At 66.8% G+C, this 22871-nt stretch carries 18 protein-coding genes; 10 read left to right on the top strand and 8 right to left on the bottom strand.

Annotated features, from left to right (window positions below; all coding sequences use genetic code 11):
• Positions 1-567, top strand: a 567-nt coding sequence (locus B3587_RS14255; RefSeq protein WP_292729854.1) for an aminodeoxychorismate/anthranilate synthase component II, incomplete at its 5' end; no start/stop codon positions are given.
• Positions 568-597: 30 nt separating this feature from the next.
• Here B3587_RS14255 and B3587_RS14250 read toward each other — a convergent pair.
• On the bottom strand, positions 598-1911 hold the full coding sequence (locus B3587_RS14250; protein WP_292729851.1) for a M50 family metallopeptidase: 1314 nt from the start codon (positions 1909-1911) through the stop codon (positions 598-600).
• A gap of 64 nt (positions 1912-1975) precedes the next feature.
• Here B3587_RS14250 and B3587_RS14245 point away from each other — a divergent pair, with 64 nt between their 5' ends.
• The 7 genes from B3587_RS14245 (at position 1976) to B3587_RS14215 (ending at position 10219) form a co-directional block, all read left to right on the top strand.
• The gene (locus B3587_RS14245; protein WP_292729848.1) at positions 1976-3619 is read left to right on the top strand and encodes a Mur ligase family protein; all 1644 of its coding nucleotides are present in this window, start codon (positions 1976-1978) and stop codon (positions 3617-3619) included.
• Positions 3620-3651: 32 nt separating this feature from the next.
• The gene (locus B3587_RS14240; RefSeq protein WP_228177678.1) at positions 3652-3915 is read left to right on the top strand and encodes a GlsB/YeaQ/YmgE family stress response membrane protein; all 264 of its coding nucleotides are present in this window, start codon (positions 3652-3654) and stop codon (positions 3913-3915) included.
• A gap of 184 nt (positions 3916-4099) precedes the next feature.
• Positions 4100-6370 carry a formate C-acetyltransferase gene (pflB, locus tag B3587_RS14235; protein WP_228177677.1) on the top strand — a complete coding sequence of 757 codons (2271 nt, stop codon included), beginning with the start codon at positions 4100-4102 and terminating at the stop codon, positions 6368-6370.
• A 1-nt stretch (position 6371) separates the two neighbouring features.
• Complete coding sequence (gene pflA / locus B3587_RS14230; protein WP_228177676.1) at positions 6372-7184, top strand: pyruvate formate-lyase-activating protein; 813 nt, start codon at positions 6372-6374, stop codon at positions 7182-7184.
• A 256-nt stretch (positions 7185-7440) separates the two neighbouring features.
• Positions 7441-8640 carry an IS110 family transposase gene (locus B3587_RS14225; RefSeq protein WP_228177836.1) on the top strand — a complete coding sequence of 400 codons (1200 nt, stop codon included), beginning with the start codon at positions 7441-7443 and terminating at the stop codon, positions 8638-8640.
• A gap of 293 nt (positions 8641-8933) precedes the next feature.
• Positions 8934-9812: a hypothetical protein gene (locus B3587_RS14220; protein WP_228177810.1), complete on the top strand. Its 879-nt coding sequence runs from the start codon at positions 8934-8936 to the stop codon at positions 9810-9812.
• Between the two features lie 44 nt (positions 9813-9856).
• Positions 9857-10219 (top strand): GntR family transcriptional regulator, encoded by a 363-nt coding sequence (locus tag B3587_RS14215; protein ID WP_228177835.1) that lies wholly within the window; start codon positions 9857-9859, stop codon positions 10217-10219.
• 339 nt (positions 10220-10558) lie between these two features.
• Here B3587_RS14215 and dxr read toward each other — a convergent pair whose 3' ends face one another.
• Entirely contained in the window at positions 10559-11632 is a 1074-nt protein-coding gene (gene dxr, locus B3587_RS14210; RefSeq protein WP_292729842.1) for a 1-deoxy-D-xylulose-5-phosphate reductoisomerase, read from the bottom strand.
• A gap of 48 nt (positions 11633-11680) precedes the next feature.
• Positions 11681-12631 (bottom strand): FKBP-type peptidyl-prolyl cis-trans isomerase, encoded by a 951-nt coding sequence (locus B3587_RS14205; RefSeq protein ID WP_228177674.1) that lies wholly within the window; start codon positions 12629-12631, stop codon positions 11681-11683.
• 188 nt (positions 12632-12819) lie between these two features.
• Here B3587_RS14205 and B3587_RS14200 point away from each other — a divergent pair, with 188 nt between their 5' ends.
• On the top strand, positions 12820-13536 hold the full coding sequence (locus B3587_RS14200) for a lysophospholipid acyltransferase family protein (protein WP_228177825.1): 717 nt from the start codon (positions 12820-12822) through the stop codon (positions 13534-13536).
• Between the two features lie 9 nt (positions 13537-13545).
• On the opposite strand, the gene B3587_RS14195 is transcribed toward B3587_RS14200, so the two are convergent.
• Positions 13546-14028: an OsmC family protein gene (locus B3587_RS14195; protein WP_228177673.1), complete on the bottom strand. Its 483-nt coding sequence runs from the start codon at positions 14026-14028 to the stop codon at positions 13546-13548.
• Between the two features lie 51 nt (positions 14029-14079).
• Here B3587_RS14195 and B3587_RS14190 point away from each other — a divergent pair, with 51 nt between their 5' ends.
• Entirely contained in the window at positions 14080-15069 is a 990-nt protein-coding gene (locus B3587_RS14190; RefSeq protein WP_292729838.1) for an asparaginase, read from the top strand.
• A gap of 12 nt (positions 15070-15081) precedes the next feature.
• Here the strand turns inward: B3587_RS14190 and B3587_RS14185 are convergent, their stop codons facing one another.
• The 4 genes from B3587_RS14185 to B3587_RS14170 form a co-directional block, all read right to left on the bottom strand.
• Positions 15082-17880 (bottom strand): FtsK/SpoIIIE domain-containing protein, encoded by a 2799-nt coding sequence (locus B3587_RS14185; protein WP_292729835.1) that lies wholly within the window; start codon positions 17878-17880, stop codon positions 15082-15084.
• A 95-nt stretch (positions 17881-17975) separates the two neighbouring features.
• On the bottom strand, positions 17976-18752 hold the full coding sequence (locus B3587_RS14180; protein ID WP_292729832.1) for a PP2C family protein-serine/threonine phosphatase: 777 nt from the start codon (positions 18750-18752) through the stop codon (positions 17976-17978).
• 106 nt (positions 18753-18858) lie between these two features.
• Positions 18859-20880 (bottom strand): ABC transporter ATP-binding protein, encoded by a 2022-nt coding sequence (locus B3587_RS14175; RefSeq protein WP_292729829.1) that lies wholly within the window; start codon positions 20878-20880, stop codon positions 18859-18861.
• Positions 20877-22610 (bottom strand): ABC transporter ATP-binding protein, encoded by a 1734-nt coding sequence (locus B3587_RS14170; protein WP_228177669.1) that lies wholly within the window; start codon positions 22608-22610, stop codon positions 20877-20879. The genes B3587_RS14175 and B3587_RS14170 overlap by 4 nt, the downstream gene beginning before the upstream one ends.
• Positions 22611-22871 lie beyond the last annotated feature (261 nt).

The following is a 22871-nucleotide window of genomic DNA, read 5'->3' as shown; positions in this document are numbered from 1 at the left end:
CGCGCGCTGGTCATCGATGCCGAAGACCGCTTCACGACGATGCTCGCGCACCAGTTGAGCCACCTCGGCCTCGACGTCTCGATTGTGCCGTGGGATGCCGTTACCGATGACGACATCGGCGCGGCGGAGCTGCTGGTCTCGGGCCCCGGCCCCGGCGACCCGCTGGATCCCTCGTCGGCCCGCATGGCCCGGCTGCGAGAAATCATCGCGCGGCGCCGCGCGGCATCGGCACCGCTGCTGACGGTGTGTCTGAGCCATCAGATCCTCGCCAGCGAGCTCGGCATCGACCTCGCTCCGCTCGCGCAACCCCACCAGGGCCTGCAGCTGACCGTCGATATCTTCGGGCAGCCCGCCTCGATCGGCTTCTACAACACGTTCACGGCGCGCTGCGCTTCGGGAACGACGATTGCCGGTGTGGAGATCGCAGCGGATCCGGCAACGGGCGACGTCTACGCCCTTCGGGGCACCGGATTCGCCTCGGTGCAGGGCCACCTCGAATCGATCCTCTCGCGCGACGGCATGTCGACCCTGCATCAGCTCATCGAGTGGGCCCTCGCCCCGGAGTGATCCCCGCGGCGCGTCGGCCGCGCGACTCGCTCAGCCGAAGAGCGGGATGGGGTTCACGAGGTCGGCGATGATCAGGACCGCGGTCATCGCGATCAGGGCTATCACCACGACGAACGTCAGGGGCACGAGTCTGGTCGCGTCGATCGGGGCCGGTTCAGCACGCCCGCGAATCCGCGCCCACCAGTTGCGGATGCCGCCCCACAGCGCCACGACGATGTGACCACCATCCAGGGGGAGAAGTGGCAAGAGGTTGAACACGAACAGCGCGATGTTCAGCGACGCCAGCAGCGACAGGATCACGGCGATGCGATTGACGACCGGGGCGTCGGTTGCCGCGACCTCTCCCGCGATCGCCCCGGCGCCGACGATACTGAGCGGCCCGTTCGGATCACGCTCGGCACCGGTCACCAGCGTCGCCGCCGTTTCGTAGACCTTGACAGGAAGTTGCACGATGATCCCGGCAACGGTTCCGACATTGTCAACCGCAGCGATGGGGCCTGACCAGATCGGCTGACGCACGTAGTCAAGAGTCCCGGTGACGCCGATGACCCCGACCTGGTTCTCGACACGCTGCCCGTCCTGATCGACGACCTGACGGGTCACGGTGTCGGGTGTCACCGACAGAGTGAGACGCTGGCCGTCGCGGTCGACCACGATCGGTACGCTCTGGCCCGGAGCTGCCTGGATGAGGGCAGCTGCCGTGGCGAAATCAGAGACCTCCTGACCACCCACCGACACGATGACATCGCCGGGTTGGATGCCTGCTGCCGCCGCCGGTGACGGCGGATCGCCGGCCTGACATTCCTGGCCAGCCTCGGCGGGGACGCAGGCGCTCACCGACGCGACGGTGTTCGTCACGGTCTGCACACCGATGCCGCTGAGCACAAGCGTCATCAGAACGACCGCGAAAACCAGGTTCATGAGCGGACCACCGAGCATGATGATCACGCGCTTGTAGACCGGCAGCCGATAGAAGACGCGGTCGTCGTCGGCGCCGTCGAGTGTTTCGTCGTTCGCCGCGCGGGCATCTTGCACCATCGTCGCGAAAAAGCCGCCCCCGGCACGTCCCGAGACTGTTCCGCCGTCTGCAGCGCGCGCAGCCGGCGAGGGTGGGTACATTCCAGCCATGGAGATGTAGCCGCCGAGCGGTATCGCCTTCACGCCGTACTCGGTCTCGCCGCGGCGACGGGACCACAGCGTGGGTCCGAAACCGACCATGTACTGGCCGACGCGCACCCCGAATCGCTTCGCGGGGACGAGGTGCCCAATCTCATGCAGCGCGATCGACACCGCCAGGCCCACAACGAGCACGACGACACCGACGATGAAGGCGACCACATCCACGCCGCCACGCTATCGGCTCTGCCTTTGAGTCAGCCCAGTGCGCGGGTGAGAAGATGGAGGCGCCATGACGACAGATCCCGCGAACCTGCCGCCCGTGCTCCGGCCGCAGAACCCGCCCGCGCACCGCCTCGCGGACCTCGCGGCACACCTCGGAGCACCGATCGAGCAGCGCGTCGGCGGCGGCGATCAGGATGCGGACACCGACGCCTCGGCATCCGTCACCGGTCTCACCCTCGCGACCGCAGACCTTCGCCCCGGCGACCTGTTCGTCGCCGTCCAGGGCGGGACGCGCCACGGTGCGGAGTTCGCGACCGATGCCGCGGCACGAGGAGCCGTCGCTGTCGTCACGGATGCCGCGGGTCGCGAGCGTGCCCTGGCCAGCGGCCTGCCGACGATCGTTGTCCCCGACCCCCGCGGGAGCCTCGGCGCCCTGTCGGCGTGGGTCTATGCGACCGGGCCGAACGACACGCTTCCGATCCTGTTCGGCACGACCGGCACGAACGGCAAGACGAGCGTGTCCCACCTGCTCGAGGGCATCCTGACGCAGCTCGGCGTCACCGCCGGACTCTCATCAACCGCCGAACGCCACATCGCCGGCGATGTCATCGTGTCCCGCCTCACCACTCCCGAGGCCTACGAGATGCATGCCCTGCTCGCCCTCATGCGCGAGCGCGGCGTCGAGGCAGTCGCCATCGAGGTCAGCGCCCAGGCCCTGAGCCGCCAACGTGTGGACGGGATCGTGTTCGACGTTGCGGGCTTCACCAATCTCTCGCACGATCACCTCGACGACTACGCCGATATGGCTGAGTACTTTCAGGCCAAGCTCCCGCTCTTTCGCCCCGACCGCTCGCGCCGAGCCGTGATCTGCCTCGACTCGGCCTCCGGCGCCGACGTCGTCGCTGCCTGCGAGGTGCCCTACGTCACGATCGGAACCCCCGCGATCGCCGCCGCCCCGGATGCGGCAGCAGCAGCTGACTGGACTGTCGAGATCCTCGACGAACTGCCCGACGGCACACGTTTCCGCCTGTCGGGTCCCGGAGGTCGCTCGCTGTCCACGACGGTGCCGGTGATCGGGCGCCACATGGCCGCCAACGCCGCCCAGGCGATCGTCATGATCTTCGAGGCCGGCTACGACTGGGAACGCATCACGCGGGCCCTCGACAATGACGTCATCCGCGCGTACTTGCCCGGTCGAACCGAGCTCGTCTCTGGCCCCACTGGTCCCGCGATCTACGTCGATTTCGGCCACTCCCCCGATGCCTTCGAGAAGACGCTCGCCGCGGTCCGCCGCGTCACGCCGGGGCGCGTGCTCATGCTCTTCGGCGCCGATGGTGACCGTGACAAGAGCAAACGCCACGACATGGGCCGCACCGCGGTCGAGGGCAGCGACATCCTGGTCATCACCGACCACCACCCGAGATTCGAGGACCCGGATTCGATTCGGGCGACCTTGCTGGAGGGTGCACGGCGAGCGCGTCCGGATGCCGAGATCTACGAGTACTCGCCGCCCGAGCGGGCGATCGTCGAGGCTGTCGCGCTCGTCGGCGACGGCGACGCGATCCTCTGGGCAGGGCCGGGCCATCAGGACTACCGCGACATCCGGGGCGTCCGCACGCCATACTCGGCGCGCGAGCTGTCGCGCCGCGCGCTGCGCGAGGCCGGCTGGCCGGTGCCCGAGCCACGCTGGCCCGTTCCCTACCCCGACTGACCCCGCTTCGCCCGACTCGAGAGGACCGTCCCGTGGGTTTCTTCGCCTTCGCCATTCTCGGCATCCTGACGGGCATCATCGCCCGCATCATCCTTCCCGGCAAACAGGTCGGCGGCTGGTTCGTCGCGATCTTGCTGGGCCTGCTCGGCGCGATGGTCGGCGGGTGGATCGCCGGGCTGTTCGGACTGGATGTCTACACGACGTTCTGGAACTTCTCGGGCTGGGTGTTCGCGCTGATCGGCTCGATCGTGGTGCTCCTGCTGTTCGGTCTGATCTTCGGGCGCAAGCGCAGCTGACCACTTGTGGTCTGACCACAAACATGTGTGTGGTCAGACCACATGGATGTAGGGATTCGTGCATCTTTCCGACGGGGTTCCTTCGCGGGTCTAGCGTCGGTGTCAGAAGCACTCCCGCGGCGGCGTAATCCGTCGCCGAGACGAGTGACCCACACTTCGACACCCACGAAGGAGATGCGTCACCATGAGCACCGTAACCCCCACCCCCGTCGACCAGGCAGACGCGATCCCCGCAGCCTGGGACGGATTCGTCGCCGGCCCCTGGCAGGACGCCATCGACGTCCGCGACTTCATCCAGCGCAACTACACGCCCTACAGCGGTGACGCCTCGTTCCTGGCTGGGGCAACCGAACGGACGCAGCGAGTCTGGCAGACACTGACCGCGATGTTCCCCGCAGAGCGTGAGCGCGGTGTGTACGACGTCGACGCCACGACGCCCTCGACGATCACCTCGCACGCACCGGGCTATATCGCTCGTGACGACGAACTGATCGTCGGCCTGCAGACCGACGCCCCGCTCAAGCGGGCCATCATGCCCAACGGTGGATGGCGGATGGTCAAGGGTGCCCTGGAGACCTACGGCTACGACGTGCCGGCGGATCTGGAGAAGATCTTCACGACCTACCGCAAGACCCACAACGACGGCGTGTTCGACGTCTACCCGCCCGCCGTCCGCCGGGCACGCAGCAGCCACCTCATCACGGGGCTTCCGGATGCCTATGGCCGCGGCCGCATCATCGGCGACTACCGCCGGGTCGCACTGTATGGAACGGACGCCTTGATCGACGCGAAGAAGGCTGAACACGCCGAGCTCGACATGCACTTCTCGACCGAGGACATCATCCGGAGCCGCGAAGAGAACGCCGAGCAGATCCGCGCGCTGCAGGAGCTGACCCGGATGGCAGCAACCTACGGTTACGACATCGCGCGTCCCGCCGCGAACGCCCGCGAAGCGCTGCAGTGGCTCTACTTCGCCTACCTCGGCGCGGTGAAGGAGCAAAACGGCGCAGCGATGAGCTTCGGCCGCAACACCGGGTTCCTGGACGTCTACATCCAGCGCGACCTGGAGGCCGGCATCCTCGACGAAACGGGAGCGCAGGAACTCATCGACGACCTCGTCATCAAGCTTCGGATCGTGCGGTTCCTGCGCACGCCCGAGTACGACGCCCTGTTCTCCGGCGACCCGACATGGGTGACCGAGTCGCTGGGGGGCACGGGCGTTGACGGGCGAACCTTGGTCACCAAGACCGCGTTCCGTTTCCTGCAGACGCTGTACAACCTGGGCCCCGCACCCGAGCCCAACCTGACGGTGCTCTGGTCGGATGACCTCCCCCGCGGGTTCAAGGAGTTCTGCGCGAAGGTCTCGATCGACACGTCCTCCATCCAGTACGAGTCGGATGCCCTCATCCGGGGCCTGTGCGGAGACGATGCTGCCATCGCCTGCTGCGTCTCGCCCATGAGCGTCGGCAAGCAGATGCAGTTCTTCGGTGCACGGGTGAACCTCGCCAAGACTCTTCTCTACGCCATCAACGGTGGCCGTGATGAGGTCACCGGCAAGCAGGTAGCCCCCGTCATGCCGGCCGTGACCGGCGACGTGCTGGACTACGACGACGTGCGCGGCAAGTTCCGCACGCTGATGGAGTGGCTTGCCGCAACCTACGTCGACGCACTGAACTGCATCCACTACATGCACGACAAGTACGCGTACGAGCGGCTCGAGATGGCCCTGCACGACCGGGAGGTTTTGCGCACGATGGCCTGCGGTATCGCAGGGCTGTCGGTGGCGGCGGACTCCCTCTCGGCGATCAAGTACGCTCGGGTCTCCCCGGTTCGCGATGAGACCGGCCTGGTCACCGACTACGTCGTGGAGGGCGAGTTCCCCACGTACGGCAACGACGACGACCGTGTCGATGACATTGCACGGGAGCTTGTGACCGAATTCATGGAGATGCTGCGCTCGCACCCGACCTACCGGGATGCCGTGCACACCCAGTCCGTGCTGACGATCACCTCGAACGTCGTCTACGGCAAGGCCACCGGCAACACCCCCGACGGGCGCCGCGCCGGAGCCCCCTTTGCACCGGGAGCGAACCCGATGAACGGTCGAGACACGCACGGGATGCTGGCAGCTACCCTCTCCGTCGCCAAGATCCCCTTCGACCAGGCACAGGACGGCATCTCGCTGACCACGACCGTCGTCCCCGCAGGCCTCGGCCGGACCGCGGACGAGCGGGTCGCGAACCTCGTCGGGCTCCTGGATGCGCAGATGGCAGCTGGCGGCTACCACCTGAACGTCAACGTCCTCACGCGGGAAACGCTCGAAGACGCGATGGAGAACCCGGAGAACTACCCCCAGTTGACCATCCGGGTGTCGGGTTACGCCGTCAACTTCGTCCGACTGACCCGCGAGCAGCAGCTCGACGTGATCAGCCGCACCTTCCACGCGGGGGTGTGACATGGCCGCCGTCGCGCTTCCGCAGCCGGCGGTCCACGCGGGCCGCCTCGAGACGCACCACGCGCGTCTCGAGGCGGCCCGCGCCGGCGAGATGGGAAGCGTCCACTCCTGGGAGCTCGTCACCGCCGTCGACGGGCCAGGTACCCGGATGACGCTGTTCCTCTCCGGCTGCCCCCTGCGCTGCCAGTACTGCCAGAACCCCGACACGTGGCTCCAGAAGGATGGAACGCCGACCACACTCGCCGAGATCGTCACACGCATCCGCCGCTACGCCGGTGTATTCCGGGCCACCGGCGGCGGACTGACAATCTCGGGCGGCGAACCGCTGCAGCAGTCAGCCTTCGTTGCCCGCATCCTCCACGAAGCGGCAGCGGAAGGCATCCACACCGCCATCGACACGTCGGGCTACCTGGGCCGCAACGCGTCCGACGCGATGCTCGATGACGTGAGCCTCGTGCTGCTGGACGTGAAATCCGGCATCCCCGAGACCTACCGCACGGTCACTGGACGCGAGCTGCAACCGACGATCGACTTCGGTGACCGCCTTGCCGCGCGGGGGCTTCCCACCTGGATCCGCTTCGTTCTCGTGCCTGGACTCACTGACGCCGAAGACAACGTCGACGCCGTCGCCGAGATCGTCTCGCGGTGGTCGAATGTTGAGCGCGTCGAGGTTCTCCCCTTCCACCAGATGGGCGCATCGAAGTGGGACCGCCTGGGGCGCGCCTACAGCCTTGCCGAAACCCGCGCCCCCGAGCCAGAGCTGATCGAACGCGTGCGCGGCCAGTTCCGCGCCCGGGGCCTGATGACCTACTGACCGCCCCTCCCCCTCGTTACTTTCTTTGTAGCCGTTCGGTGAGCATGCTGGGCGGTGGCAGCCTGCCGGGCTCGGCATGATTGGTCCCCCCTGTCCTCGATGATCCGGGGGGTGTTGTCACCGAGCCTGGTTGGCGGTGGGTGATCGCTGATAGGGGCCAGGCCCGAGCACGCTCGAGGTCGTTCGTAACGTGGATGCCGAGACGCACCGTCGCAGCTGTCAACCCGAGCGAAACGGAGGAGCAGTGGTCACCCAGATTGCGAACTACGACCAGGTCGACGTGTTCGTCGGTCTCGACGTCGGGAAAGGCGAGCATCACGCGGTCGCTCTCGACCGCACCGGCAAGAAGCTCTACGACCGGGCACTCCCGAATGACGAGCGCAGACTCCGCGCGGTGCTCACCGACCTGCAGAAGCACGGTATCGTGCTGCTGATCGTGGATCAGCCGGCAACGATCGGCGCGCTGCCGATCGCGGTTGCGCAAGCCGCGGGCGCCCTGGTCGGATATCTACCGGGACTTGCGATGCGACGCATCGCAGATCTGCACCCGGGCGAGGCCAAGACCGACGCGAGGGATGCGGCGATCATCGCGGAGACCGCACGGACAATGCCGCACACGCTTCGCTCGATCCAGGCGACGGATGAACAGGTTGCCGAGCTCGCGATGCTCTGCGGATTCGACGACGACCTCGCCGCCCAGATCACCCAAGTCGGCAACCGCGTCCGCGGACTGCTGACCCAGATCCACCCCGCGCTGGAACGCGCCATCGGGCCGCGACTGGATCACCCCGCGATTCTCGACTTGCTGCAACGGTGGCCGTCACCGGCGCAGTTGCGCGCAGCGGGCGAGAAGCGAATCGCGACGCGGATGCTGAAACTTGCGCCCCGCAAGGGCCGAGACTGGGCCTACGAGATCACCACCGCGCTCGACCAGCAGTCCGTGGTCGTCACTGGCACCAACGCGGCGGCGCTCGTGATCCCACGCCTCGCTGCACAGCTGGCAACGTTGCGGAAGCAGCGTGACGATGTCGCGGCGGAGGTTGAGAGGCTGGTCGATGCGCACCCTCTTCAGCCCGTCCTGACGAGCATGCCCGGAGTCGGCGTCAGGACCGCAGCTCGACTCCTTACCGAAGTCGCCGGCAAGCACTTCCCCACCGCCGGACACCTCGCCGCCTACGCGGGCCTCGCCCCCGTCACCCGAAGATCCGGGTCATCCATCCGCGGCGAGTACTCGTCGCGACGTGGAAACAAGGTGCTGAAGAACGCGATGTTCCTCTCCGCATTCGCTGCGCTCCGCGACCCCGACTCACGCGCCTACTACGACCGCAAGATCACCCAAGGCAAACGCCACAACCAAGCCCTCCTCGCTCTCGCCCGACGCCGCTCCGACGTGCTCTACGCCATGCTCCGAGACGGCACCCTCTACCTAGCGCCCGCCGCTCGACTGGCGGCCTGAGCTAAGAGCGAATCCGAAGAGCATTCTCGTCCTCGTCCACGATTCCGCCGGGCTTGTATCTTGCCATCGGTACAACTTGTGATAGACATGTGACACAAGATACGAGCGGAGTTCAGATGACGTGGGACAGATTCACCTCAATTGGCGTGCTAGATGTCGTGGCTGCGGCTCTTTCATTGCCATTGATCTCTCTGACGATCGCACTGGTCATTGCCGTCGGCATCCTCGCAACCAAGAGGGCAGGTGCTGACCAACGACCTTCGTCAGCACCGTTTGAAGCTCCGGGTCGTTCCGTGGCATCCAGATACGAGCCCGAGCATCGAGTTCTCGGAGTTGCGGCCGTAGCCGTCATCGTCTTGTTCGCGACCGAGAATGTCGTACGGGGCTACCTTTTAAACCTTGCCGACGTCGTGTCATGGTGGCGATTCGCGACGCCTGTCTTCTGCGCATTCCTCGGGATAGCCATTGCGCTGGTCTTCATCGCTTCTCGCGGCACGGCACGCTCCGAAATTCCGGTAGTGCTCGCTGACCGGCGCACGTGGGTGAGCTTTGGGCCACACTGGGGAATCGTCGGCGCAGGGATCGTTCTGCTTCTGCTGCTCGCGACAACACTCGCGGCGGGCATGGCCTCATCGCCTGATGGGGAGGGTCGCTACGTCTGGCTCGAGATACCCGTGCCGAATGAGTCGACCATCGACCCGATCCGTCTTTGGTTCTATGGATGGGCCTATGGCGTTCCCGTCCTCATCTGCCTCGCAGCGTTGTCGATAGCCACCTGGGCGGCGCTCCGCTGCAACGCCGCACGTCCATACATCCGCCCGGAGACGGTCGGTCTCGAGCGGTTCGAGCGCCGCGAGATCGCAACTGGAATCGTGCGTATTGCCACAGCAGGAATGCTGCTCGCGTTAGGCGGCGCATGGCGATTCATCGCAAGCTCGGGATCAATCTCCCAGCTGGTTATCGAGGGCGAGAACGAAGGCGCACCCTACGAAGCGGCCTGGCGCTACGCCGAGCTCGCCACCGCCGGGGGCTGGCTCGCTCCTGCGCTCGAGATCACAGCCTTCGTCCTTCTGCTGCTGGTCGCGAGCCGACTGCGCCGCCGCAACCACTCGACCACAGTTCCCTCGACGGAGGCAGTCGACCATACGACAAGCGCAGGTGCTGCACTGTGACAACCCATCCGATCCTGTCTTCGACGGAGGAGGGGAACCCAGCGATGGGGATCTACCGGCAATTGCGGGGACTCATCGTTTCTGGGCAACTAGGAGCAAACGAACGCTTACCGACCGTTCGACAAACCGCGAGCGATTTGGGAGTCGCCCCCGGCACCGCAGCGAAGGCCTACAAGCTACTCGAGCAGGACGGTCTCGTCGTCACCCGCACCGCCGCGGGCACACGCGTCGCAGAGTCCGCGGCGGTGCTCCCGCGATCGGTCATACGACGCATACGGGATCTGATCGCCGACGCCGAGTCCACTGGCACCGCCCCCGAGGACGTGATCAACGTGCTGCGAGTGATCTGGCCGAGCGACCCGAGCCAGATCCGCTCTTCCGATGCCGGCGACCCTCCAACGCACTGAGCAGTGGGGCGTTTCGCCTCCCACCGCGAACACGTTCAATCCAGACCATCACGATCGGAACAAATAGTGGGCCAACACCACGTACATCCGGCGGCAATCACACTTCCCCCGACCTTCCAGATCAGCATTCCTCTGGACCTCTTTCAGACCCACGAACTTTCACCGGTCGAAAGCCTGCCCAGCGGAAGGCAGAAATCGTCGATCGGCGCTTGACGAAAGACATAGGGGCACCCCCTCTGGGCGCGAACCCACACCCCCGGCCGCGAACCCCCACGTTCTCGCGCGCGACTCCTGTGGGTTCGCGCCGAGACCTGTGGGTTCGCGCGACGAGGAGGCGAGCTACAGGAGCTCGGCCGCTGTGCGCCGCGCCCAGTCTTCAGCGTCTGCAAGACTCTCTCGGGTCAGGGCGGCGGGGGGCTCGTGGGCCTCGACGACCCGCTCGACGGTATCGAGGATGCCGAGGAATCCGATCCTCCCGTCGTGGAAGGCATCCACAGCCACCTCGTTTGCAGCATTGAAGACCGCCGGATACGTTCCGCCGGCGCGACCCACACGCTTTGCCAGCTCGACTGCCGGAAAGGCCGTGTCCTCAAGCGGCTCGAAGCTCCAGGTGGTCGCGGTGCTCCAGTCGATGGGGAGGCCCACTCCAGCGCTGCGATGCGGCCAGTCAAGACCGAGCGAGATCGGCAGACGCATATCGGGCGGGGATGCCTGGGCGATCGTGGAGCCATCACTGAACTCCACCATCGAGTGGACGACCGACTGCGGGTGCACGACGACCTCGATTTGCGCGTACGGCACGTCGAACAGCAGGTGCGCCTCAATCACCTCGAGTCCCTTGTTGACCAGGGTCGCCGAGTTCGTGGTCACCACGCGCCCCATGTTCCAGGTCGGATGTGCCAGCGCTTCGGCGGGTGTGACCGTCCGCAGCGCATCACGGGAGCGGCCCCGGAACGGCCCGCCCGATGCGGTCAGCACGAGTCGGCGGACCTCTGACCGTTCGCCCGAGCGCAGCGCCTGCGCGATAGCCGAGTGTTCGGAATCCACCGGCACGATCTGGCCGGGACGCGCGAGCGCGGTGACCAGCTCTCCTCCGACGATCAGCGACTCCTTGTTGGCGAGCGCGAGAGTTCGCCCCTCCTCAAGAGCCGCGATGGTCGGGCCGAGGCCAACCGAACCCGTGATGCCGTTCAACACGACATCGGCCTCGACGTCACGGACCAGCTGCTCTGCCTCGTGGATGCCGACAGCCGTACTCTCGACACCGAACTCGCGGGCCTGCGCCTCGAGCACGTCGCGTTGGCTCCCGGTCGCCAGACCCACGACATCGAAGCGATCTCGGTTCCCCCGAATCACATCGAGGGCCTGCGTGCCGATCGAGCCGCTGGAACCAAGGATGATGACGCGGCGCATGCGCTCAGCCTATCGAGGGCCTCGCGATGCGCCGCGCCAGGGTAGCTCTCAGCCGGCCGCAGGCTCGCTGGAGATGATCTCCACGACGAACACGAGCGTCTCGCCTGCCAGTGCATTGGTGTTGGTCACCGACGCTTCGCCATATCCACACAGGGGCGACATCGAAACGAGGACCGTCGAGCCGACCTTCTGCCCCTCGAGCGCCCGCTGGAAGCCGGACACGACCTGTGTCGTCTGGAACGTCGCGGGAGAGCCCTTCTCCCAGCTGGAGTCGAAGACGCTCCCATCGCTCCACTTCACCCCGGTGTAGTTCACCGTGACGCTGTCGCCGGGCTCGACGACAGCGCCGTCACCTTCGGTGAGCACGTCGACGACAACACCACTGGGCGGGTCCGATGCCGGGATCGCGATGGCGGGAGCACCGCTCTCGTCGAACGTGACGGTCGGCATGGCCGTGTCAGCGTCCACGACCTGGCACCACTGATCAGCTGGCGTCACCTCGAGCACATCCAGCACATAGATCTGCGCCGCTGTTTCACCCTGCCCCGGAACTGCCAGAACGATCCGCGAACCCTGCGTGGCGCATCCGAAGAACTCGTCGATGCCCGTGCCGGCTTCCACCGGGATCGGGGCCAGCGGGGCAGAGTCGTCATATCCGGCCGAATCCACCTGCGCTCCCGTGTCACCGTCGAAAACGGTGAGTGCGTACGAAACATATGCGCCGTCTGTCAGCGCCGCTCCATCGCCCGTGATGGCGACGGACCGCTGCATCCCGTCAACGGCGATCGGTGTCGAGAAGGATGCGGTAGGAACTGTTCCGAAGTCTCCCTCCACCGTCACGGACTCGGAAACCGGGCCGGACTCGGCAGCTGCGGCGCACAGTCCGCCGTTGCCGGCGGTGGATGCCGTTGGGTCGCTCTCGGAGGCGGAAGTACAGCCTGCCAGAAGAAGGGCCGCGGTCGCGGCGACGGTCAGGGCGAGAAGGGAACGTGAGCGCACAATGGTCCTCTGCTGTGGGCGGAGCCCCCATCCTTTCGCACAATTCCTCTGTCTCTCCTGGGAATCGCGAGCCCGGCGCCATTCCGATCGGGGAATGAAACCGACGGTAACCTCGACGGGTGACCGTCGAACCCACCGCTCGCACGAACGCGGAGCCCCCCGCCGACGGCAACACGACCCGTCGCCGCATGGGCATCACGTATGCGCTCGGACGTACGGTGATCACGCCGCTTGCCCGCCTGATCTATCGACCCCGTGTCGAGGGCAAGCATCTGGTGCCCCGAAGCGGACCAGTCATCTTCGCGAGCAACCATCTCTCGTTCATCGACTCGATCGCCATCCCTGTCGGCGCGCCGCGGCGGGTTCACTTCCTGGCGAAGTCGAGCTACTTCGAAGGCTCGGGCTTCTCAGGATGGGCCTCGCGGCAGTTCTTCACCTCCATCGGCGCGATACCCGTTCGCCGCGGTGCAGGTCAAGCAGCCCTCGACGCCCTGGAGCAGCAGCGCGCTCTTCTCGAGGAGGGAAGCGCCGTCGCGCTGTATCCGGAGGGCACGCGCTCGATGGACGGACGCCTCTACAAGGGGCGCACGGGGGTCGCCTTCCTGGCGCTCCAGACCGGCGCACCCGTTGTTCCCGTGGGGCTCATCGGCACCGACAAGGTCATGCCGAAGGGAGCCACGATGCCCTCCCCGAAGCACCGCATCACTGTCAAGTTCGGTCAGCCGCTGGATCTGTCCCATCATGGCGACTCGTCATCCGGTCGCGCCCGCCGCGGCGCAACCGATGAGATCATGGCCGCGATCCACGCGCTGTCCGGGCAGGAACTCGCGGGCGCGTACAACGAGGTTCAGCCCCAGTCGCCGATCGAACGCATCAAGCAGGTACTCCCGCACGAGCGCCGCTGACTCCCCGGCTCAACCGTCGATTCCCGCCACGAGCGTCGTAGGACGGTGGTGGACGGGAAAGTTGACCGAGTTCGCGATGAAGCACCACGTGTTGGCCTGCTGATGCGCAGCCTCGGCGGCGGCCCGCATCGACTCGTCCGCTACCGTCACAACCGGATGCAACGTCACCTCGCGGAAGCTCCCCCCACCGTGACCGTCTTGCACCATGACTCCGGTAGCGGTGTCTCGGTAAGCGACGACCACGACACCCGCTTGGACTGCCGCGTGCAGGTAGGACAGCAGGTGGCACTCGCTGAGGGAGGCGACGAGGAGATCCTCGGGGTTCCACCGCGATGGATCCCCCCGAAACGGCTTGTCGCTCGAGGCGAGAAGATCCGGCTTTCCCTCGATCCGCAGGGTCACGTCTCGGGCATAGTCCCGATAGCCCGCCGTGCCGACGCCACGGTTGCCGGTCCATTCCGCCCGGACGATGTAGTCGTGTTCACCCAGCATGGGGCAAGTCTGACACCTGCTCGGGGTCAGTGGCCCGGATAGGCTGTTCGAGTGCCTGAGACCCTCCCTGTTGCTGCTGCCGTCGAGCTCGCGCGGGTGGAACGAGGCGGATTCGTGGAATCCCGCCATGCCGGCGCGGCGATCGTCCTGAACCCCGAGGGTCAGGCCATCGAGCGGCTCGGCGACACCGACGCACCCATCCTTCCGCGGTCATCTTTGAAGCCGATCCAGGCCCTGGCGTGCCTTGCCGCGGGCGCGCAGCTTGCTGACGAGACGCTGGCGCTCGCGACCGCCAGCCATGCCGGAACCGACCGGCACGTCGCAGTGGTCCGTGACATTCTCGACGCTGCCGGGCTGGACGAGCGGAGCCTCCAGTGCCCGCCCGCGTGGCCATCCGGCACGGCGACACGAGATGCCCTGGTCCGCGCCGGAGGAGAGCCCGAGCGGCTTCGTATGAACTGCTCGGGCAAGCACGCGGCAATGCTCGCGGCGTGCGTCGCACAGGGGTGGGACCTTGCCACCTACCTCGACCCCGAGCATCCGCTGCAGGTTCAGATTCGCGAACTCGTCGAGCGGCTGACCGGCGAGCGTGTTCAGGCATCGGTCATCGACGGATGCGGCGCTCCGGTGTTCGCCCTCACTCTGTCGGGCCTTGCCAAGGCAGCGCACCGGATCGGCGGTTCTTCGGAGCGGTCGCCGTTCGCGCTGCATCGCAACGCGGCAGCGCTGGTCGGGGCAGTGCGCCGGCATCCCTGGACGATTGACGGCCCAGGACGGGCCGACACCATCGCGATCGAACAGACGGGAGTCTTCGCGAAGGGGGGTGCCGAGGGCGTGATGATCATGGTCGCGCCGGATGGGACGACGGTAGCCCTCAAGATGCTCGATGGCTCCGCCCGGGCCTCGTCCATCGTCGCGCTGCGTCTTCTCGAGCGAACTGGCGCACTGAGCGCCGCCGACGTCTCACGCGCGCGGGAAGAGCTGCCCCTGCGGGTACGCGGCGGCGAGCGCGACGTCGGCATGATCTCCCCTGCGTTCTGATCGTCATCCGCATCATCCGAGCCGCACCCGACTGACCTCCCGCCCGGGTTCGAGGAGCCATCCGCGCAGCGCGCCGGGAAGACACAGGGGAGGAAGCTCTCGTCGCCCGGTGAGGATGCGGTACTCCGCCGCACACGATGGATCGACCAGAAGAGGACCCTGCGCGCGCAGGGTGGTCAGCGTCGTCCAGAACCTCTGCCACTGCTCGGGTTCAGCGCGCACGACGAGCGAGCGTCCAGGCTCCAGCGCCTGCGGGCTGCCTCCGGCGAGCGCGTGATCGGGTCCCGTGACCACCACGTCACGAGCCAGCCACTGCTCCTGGATGCGCTCAGCGCCGGGGGTGGCGCGCGTAACCCAACACGTCAGTCCGGCCGGCGGTCGCCAGGTTGACTCGTTCGGCACCCTCACCCCTCGAGAAGCAGTTTCGGCCTGGAATACCTGCACGAGCGTCCCGTCGAGTCGTCCTCGACCCGCCGAAGCTGTGGGATCACAGTGGCCCGGCACCCCGCCGGCAGAAAGGTAGTCGCTGCGCTGGGAATGGCGAAGCAGCAGGCGATGCGGCAGGAGATCGGCGACGCGAGCAATCGGCCCCGCGAGACGTTCCAGCCCGAGCAGGAACGGATGTCCCTCCCCGGACGAGCGGGCTATCGTTTCGAGGAGGCCTGCTGCGACATGGGCGTACTCCGACGGGAGCGCCGCCAAGACCGCGTCGGCGTCATCGACCACGACAGCGCCGCGCCGGGTAACGGCGACACGGTTCAGGACGTCCCAGGCTCGCTCGAGATCATCGGAATCGACCCAGGCCTCGACCTCGCCGATCTGGGCCGCGACAGTCTGCAGCGCAGTCGTCACGCCCGATCCGGCGGCTCCGACGACGCACAGGCCCCGAACTGATCTCGCGATCCCGACGGGTTCCTGTCGCTGCAGATGCGGCTCATCGGCGAGCCCGATGAGAAGCGTGTCGTCGTTCCTCCCGCCCGGAAGTGCCACCGTGACCGGGAGGGGCTCGAGCCAGGGCGCCTGTACCGGTGCGGCCTCGGAGCGGGCAGCGATTCGCGACACGAACTCGTCTCCCACCAGCGCGACGCGAATCGGCACCGGCCTGTGGTCTGTCGCGCGTCTGACGAGGGCGCTCCCGGCGCTACGCACGCCGGCAGGCACCCGACAGCCGCTGTCATCTCCGAGCATGAGGCGACTATCGGCAACATCGGCGGCCCGGAGAACAACGCGCAGCAGACAATTGGCCAGAAGCGCCTCACGAAAGACCCCGGTGGCGCGCTGCGTGCCCAAGATCACGTGGATGCCCAGCGCTCTTCCCCGCGCGGTGAGATCAATGAACAGGTTCGCAAGCTCGCTGTGAGAACTCAGTAACGCGGCGAACTCGTCGACGACCACGACCAGACGCGGCAGATCCGCAGCCCCCTCGGCGATATCTCGGACTCCGGCTGCCGCGAGCACGCCCTCACGCCGCCGCACCTCAGCGCGCAGGCTCTCGATCCCTCGCGTTGCCGCAGCCTCGTCGAGATCGGTCAGAACACCGGTGACGTGCGGGAGTCTCCGGAGCGATGAGAACGCTGTGCCTCCCTTGAAGTCCGCGAGGACGAAGACCACATCCTCTGGGCTGTAGTGCGCGGCCAGCGAGGCGACCCACGTTCGCAGTAGTTCGCTCTTGCCGCTGCCTGTCGTACCGACGACCAGCGCGTGCGGCCCGTCGCTGACGAGGTCGAGGCAGAACGCGCTCGCATTCGAGGTCCCGATGACGCTCACAAGGCTTCGAGCACCCGCTCCGGGCTCGGACGCTCGGTGCGGCCCGACCAGACCGTCCAGCGCGAGCTCGCCACTGTCCATCGCTGTCCGCGAGATCTTCTCGCGCAGGGAGCGAGCCAGAAGGCTCGCCTGGAACTCGGAGAGCATCTGTGGGCGAATCTCGAGACTGTCTTCACCGGTGTCCACTGTCGCGTGCGCCGATCCGGTAGCTCTCTGACCGAGCACAACCCGAACTCCGGCGCCACCTCCCCGCCCGATGAGGATCGAGGCATCAACCTCCCCGACGGGGCCGTCCCACCCACTTGAGACATCCAGCGCGATCCGGTGCTGCCCGGGTGTGAACCGATGCGGGAGTTCCTCGACCCACGAGAAACCACCCGGAAGGTCCCCGGTGATCTCAAGATCACCTGGCGGATGGACCAGACACAGTTGGACGAGCATCGCGCGCACCGCCCCAGCAACAAGTGGCTCGGGTCCGACCACGGCGAGGCTGCCGCGCAGCGGCACAGTCGCGGGGGCATCCGGCATCGTCAGGTTCGGCGTGCCGGCAGTTCGCGCGGCGACCTCGGGCGCGAACTCAGCCCGAAGGTCGGACACGTGCTCGGCGGCCACCGTGATCGGTATGTCGCCGCTTCCCAGCACGAGGTGGCCTTGGCGACCCTCGACCTCCCGCCACACCTCTTCCGGATTCTCCAGGAGCCGGCGGATGTCGGGCCAGGCTCGCCATGCACGGTCGCGACGACGGACGACCTCCTTTTCGATCGCCGCGCTCAGCGAGGCAGAGTCCGCCTCGGCTACAGCATCATCCCGGCGCCGCGCACGCCGTGCCGCCCACACGCGGTCCCCGAACCCCGCCACCGCCATCATCGGCGCGAGGGCAGCGAACCACAGGCTCAACACGGATCCGGTCACCGCCCACAGCGCCACTGCCCCGAGCACCGGCACCGCCGTCGCAAGGATCGGAAGACCGGTCGCGGCACGAGCGGGGGCGCGCAGCTTCGTTACGGGGGACAGGCGCTGCGCGGTTCCAGACGGTGAACGCATCACCCCAGCCCATCACCCGGATCGGCGCGATCGCGCTACCGGGCCCACCGTCGCGCCCGAGCGGAGCGATCGCCGCGTTGGGGAGGAACGGAACCTCAGGCCCCCGGAACGCGGGCGACGTTTACAACGACGATCGAGATGTTGTCGCGCCCGCCGTTCTCCAGCGCAGCATCCAGCATCGCCTCAACTGCCGCCGCCGGCTCGGGATGTTCGGCAAGGAAGTGCTGGATGCCGAAGTCAGTGAGCTCCTTGGTCAGCCCGTCAGAGCAGATGACGAACCTGTCGCCATCGACCACGTCGAGGCGGACGTAGTCGGGGGTGACGCTCTCACTGGGTCCGAGCGCCCGCGTTATGACGTTTCCGTACGGGTGGTTCTCTGCCTCTTCCGGGCTCAGTCGCCCGGAGGCGACGAGCTCCTGCACGACCGAGTGGTCAGTCGTGACCTGCACAATCGCGCCATCGCGAAGCAGATAAACGCGAGAGTCCCCGATGTTCAGGGCAACCCAGGATGCCTCGGCGCCCGAGACGTCAAGGAACAGCCCGGTCACGGTGGTGCCGGTCGCCTCGTCGGTTGCCTCCGGACGAGCGGCGATGTCTTTCACCGCGCGCGCGAGGGCCTTCTCGATCGCCTTGGTGGAGACGGAGCCGGTGTCGGCCACAGCGTGGAGGCGTTCGACAGCGCTCGCGCTGGCGATCTCGCCACCGATGTGACCACCCATTCCGTCGGCGACGATGAACAGGGGGAACTCCGCGAGGACGGCATCCTGATTGACCTCACGCCGACGGCCCGTGTCTGTCACCGCGGCCCAGGCGAGCTCGAGGCGATCGCGTGCCAGGTCAACGGTGCGGGAATGGGCGGAAACCTCGGCCACGCGACCCTTTCCTCGTCGTTGTCGGTGCCGGCGCGAGGCACCGACCGTCACATACTAATCGAACGTCAGACACGGGGCGGGGACGTGCGGCGGTGGTGGCGTGCAGTCACTCGCGTCCGACCGGTTCTGCCCCCTCGTCGGCGGGGGCTTCGAACTGAGCGTTGTAGAGCGCCCAGTAGGCCCCCCGCGCGCGCAGCAACTCCTCGTGCGTCCCCTGTTCGACGATCGCGCCGGCTTCCATGACCAGGATGAGGTCGGCATCTCGAATCGTCGAGAGACGGTGCGCGATCACGAACGAGGTCCGGTCGCGCCGCAGGCTGGACATGGCGCGCTGGATCAGGAGTTCGGTGCGGGTATCGACCGACGACGTCGCCTCATCGAGGATCAGGATGCGCGGATCAGCGAGGAAGGCTCGCGCGATCGTGACAAGCTGCCGCTCACCCACCGACAGATTCGTCGCCTCGTCGTCGAGCACGGTGTCGTATCCGTCCGGGAGCGCATGGACGAATCGGTCCACGTATGCCGCCGAGGCCGCCGCCACCAGCTCTTCCTCGCTCGCTTCCGGCCGGCCGTAAGCGATGTTCTCCCGGATCGTGCCCGCGAACAGCCACGTGTCCTGCAGCACCATGCCGGTGCGCGCCCGCAGGTCATCGCGCGTCATCCGTCGCGTATCGAGGCCTCCGTCTGGAAGCCCCGCCGCGGTGTCGAGCAGGATGCCGCCCTCATCCACGTCGTAGAAGCGCATGACGAGGTTGACAAGCGTCGTCTTTCCCGCACCCGTGGGTCCGACGATCGCGACCGTGCTCCCGGATGCCGCGCGCAGAGTCAGGTCATCGATGAGCGGCGTGTCGGCGACATAGCGGAAGGACACGTCGCGGAACTCGAGAGTGCTCGCGTCGCTCGGCACGGTCTCGGCTGGCTCGGGATCGTCGGTCTGCTCGGGCTCGTCGAGCAGTTCGAAGACCCGCTCGGCGCTGGCTACCCCCGACTGCAGCAGGTTCGCCATGGATCCGAGTTGGCTCAGGGGCTGTGTGAACTGCCGCGAGTACTGGATGAAGGCCTGCACGTCTCCGATCGAGAGCATTCCCCCGGCGACCTGCAGCCCGCCGACGACCGCGATCGCGACGTAGACGAGGTTACCGATGAACATCATGGCGGGCATGATGATTCCCGAGAGGAACTGCGCGCCGAAGCTCGCCCGGTACACCTCTTCGTTCTCGGCGGCGAAGTCGGTCTCGGCCTCACGCTGGTGCCCGAACACCTTGACGACCGAGTGCCCCGAGAAAGTCTCTTCGATGCGGGCATTGAGGACGCCAGTGGCCCGCCACTGCGTCACGAAGAGGGCCTGTGAACGGCGCGCGACCAGGACGGTGACGACGATCGTCAGCGGAATGGTGACCAGCGCGATGACCGCTAGAAGCGGCGAGATCACGAACATCATGACCAGCACGCCGATCACGGTCAGGAGCGAAATCACGACCTGCGACAGTGTCTGCTGGAGGCTCTGGCCGATGTTGTCGACGTCGTTGGTGACGCGGCTCAGCAGCTCGCCCCGCTGGACGCGGTCGAAATACGACAGCGGCAGGCGGTGGATCTTCTGCTCGACCTCGATGCGCAGGCGGTGCATCGCGCGCTGGACGACGCCGTTCAGGATGCGGGCCTGCAGCCAACCGAACAGGCTCGCGCCTGCATAGACGGCGAGCACGAGCAGCAAGAGTTGGCCAAGGGCTGCGAAGTCGATACCCGCACCTGGGGTGAAGGTCATCGTCGAGAGCAGGTCAGCCTGCTCCTGCTGACCGTTCGCGATGAGCTGGTCCATGATCTGCTGCTGCGTGGTCCCCGGGGGAACATCCGAGAATTGCAGCGACACGAAACCAGCGAAAACGAGGTTGGTGCCCTCCCCCAGGAGCTTCGGCCCGATCACCGACAGTGCCACCGAAAAGACGCCCAACACGATAACGACGACCAGGAGCGCGTTCTCTCGGCGCAGATGCGCGAGCAGGCGCTTCGCGCTCGCGCCGAAATTCTGCGCCTTCTGCACGGGCATCCCCATCCCGCGTCCCATGGGGCCGCCCCCCATCGGACCGCGCGCGGGAGCTGCACCTGCAGCGGGACGAGGCGCGCTCATGCCGCTGCCTCCGCCGAGAGCTGGGAATCGACGATCTCGCGGTAGGTCTCGCACGTCCCCACGAGCTCATCGTGTCTACCGATGCCGACGATCCGACCGTGGTCGAGCACCACGATCTGATCGGCGTGCTGAATCGTCGACACTCGCTGGGCGACGATCAGGCGCGTAGCGTCAGGAAGTTCGGTGTCGAGGGCTCGGCGAAGCGCGGCATCCGTTCGCAGATCGAGGGCCGAGAACGAGTCGTCGAAGATGAAGATCGGCGGGTTCTTCACGAGCGCTCGCGCTATCGCGACGCGCTGTCGCTGCCCACCCGAGACGTTCGTGCCCCCTTGCGCGATCGGTGCCTCGAGTCCCAGGGGGAAGGACTCGACGAACGAGCGCGCCTGCGCCAGCTCCAGGGCACGCCACAGACTTGCGTCATCGGCGGCGGCATCGCCGTACCGCAGGTTCGAGGCGACGGTTCCGGAGAACAGGAACGCCCGTTGCGGGACCAGCCCGATCCGCGCCCACAGTTCATCGGGATCGTACGAGCGCACGTCGACACCATCGACACGCACCTCCCCCGCCGTCACATCGAACAAGCGCGGCACGAGCCCGATGAGCGTCGACTTGCCGGCCCCGGTCGATCCGATGATCGCTGTCGTCGTGCCCGGCTCGACCGTGAAGGTGATGTCGTGAAGCACCGGATCCTGCGCACCCGGGTAGGCGAAGTCGACGTGCGAGAATTCGACCCGGCCGCGCGGCGCGGGGGCTGCCACGGCGACGGCGGGAGGCTCAACCGAGGGTTCCGTGTCCAGGACCTCGCCGATCCGCTTCGCGCAGACCGCGGCACGGGGGATCATGACGAACATGAACGTCGCCATCATGACACCCATGAGGATCTGCATGATGTAGGTGAGAAAGGCGAAGAGGGTTCCGATCTCGACGCCGTCGTTTTGCACCTGGAAGGCGCCGAACCAGATCACCGCAACGCTCGAGACATTGAGCACGAGCATGACCACGGGAAACATCAGCGCCATGAGGTTGCCCGCGCGAAGTCCTGTCGCCATCACATCGCGGCTCGCGACGTCGAAGCGCTGACGTTCGTGGTCTTCGCGGACGAAGGCGCGAACGACACGGATGCCGCTCAGCTGCTCGCGCATGATCTGATTGACGCGGTCGATCCGCTGCTGCATGACCGTGAACGCGGGAACCATTCGCACGACGATGAGTGAGACCAGGATCAGCAGCACAGGCACCGCTACCGCCATGAGCCACGACAGGCCGGGGTCCTGGCGAATCGCCATGATCACCCCGCCGATCGCGAGCATCGGCGCCGAGACCATCAGCGTCGCCGAAACCTGCACGAGCATCTGCACCTGCTGCACGTCGTTCGTGTTGCGCGTGATGAGAGACGGCGCGCCGAAGCTCCCGACCTCGCGCTGCGAGAACGCGACGACGCGGTGGAAGACATCGGCCCGCAGGTTCTTGCCCATTCCCATGGCAAGTCGCGACCCGAAGTACACGGCGATGATCGCGCACACGACTTGCACGAGCGAGATGACGAGCATGAGACCGCCGGTCGACCAGATGTAGGCGATGTCGCCGGTCACCACACCGTTGTCGATGATGTCAGCGTTCAGAGTCGGAAGCAGCAGCGATGCGATCGACTGAGCGAGCTGAAACACGATGACGGCGATGATGAGCGGCCACGCGGGTCGCAGGTATCGCACCAGGAGGGTCCAGAGCACGAGGAGGTCCTTCCACCGAACGGACGGTCGGGTCCCCGCGGACACGTCCTCGCTGACGCTACGCCCGGCATCCTGCGGCAGGCAAATCACTCGGCTGCGCCGTCAGCGAACGGCCGAGATTGCAACAGCCGAACGTGTGAGAGGCCCCCACCGTGCGGTGGGGGCCTCTGGGGTCAAGCGGGATTAGGCCTTGGGCTCTTCGGGCGCTGCGGGCGGCTCCGGGCTTGCCGGGGGCTGCGGTGCAGCAGCGGGAGGCGCGGC

Source organism: Microbacterium sp. UBA837, assembly GCF_002296025.1.
Lineage (GTDB): Bacteria > Actinomycetota > Actinomycetes > Actinomycetales > Microbacteriaceae > Microbacterium.
The sequence above is the reverse complement of the archived record's forward strand: the minus strand, read 5'-3'. Positions and strand labels throughout refer to the sequence as shown.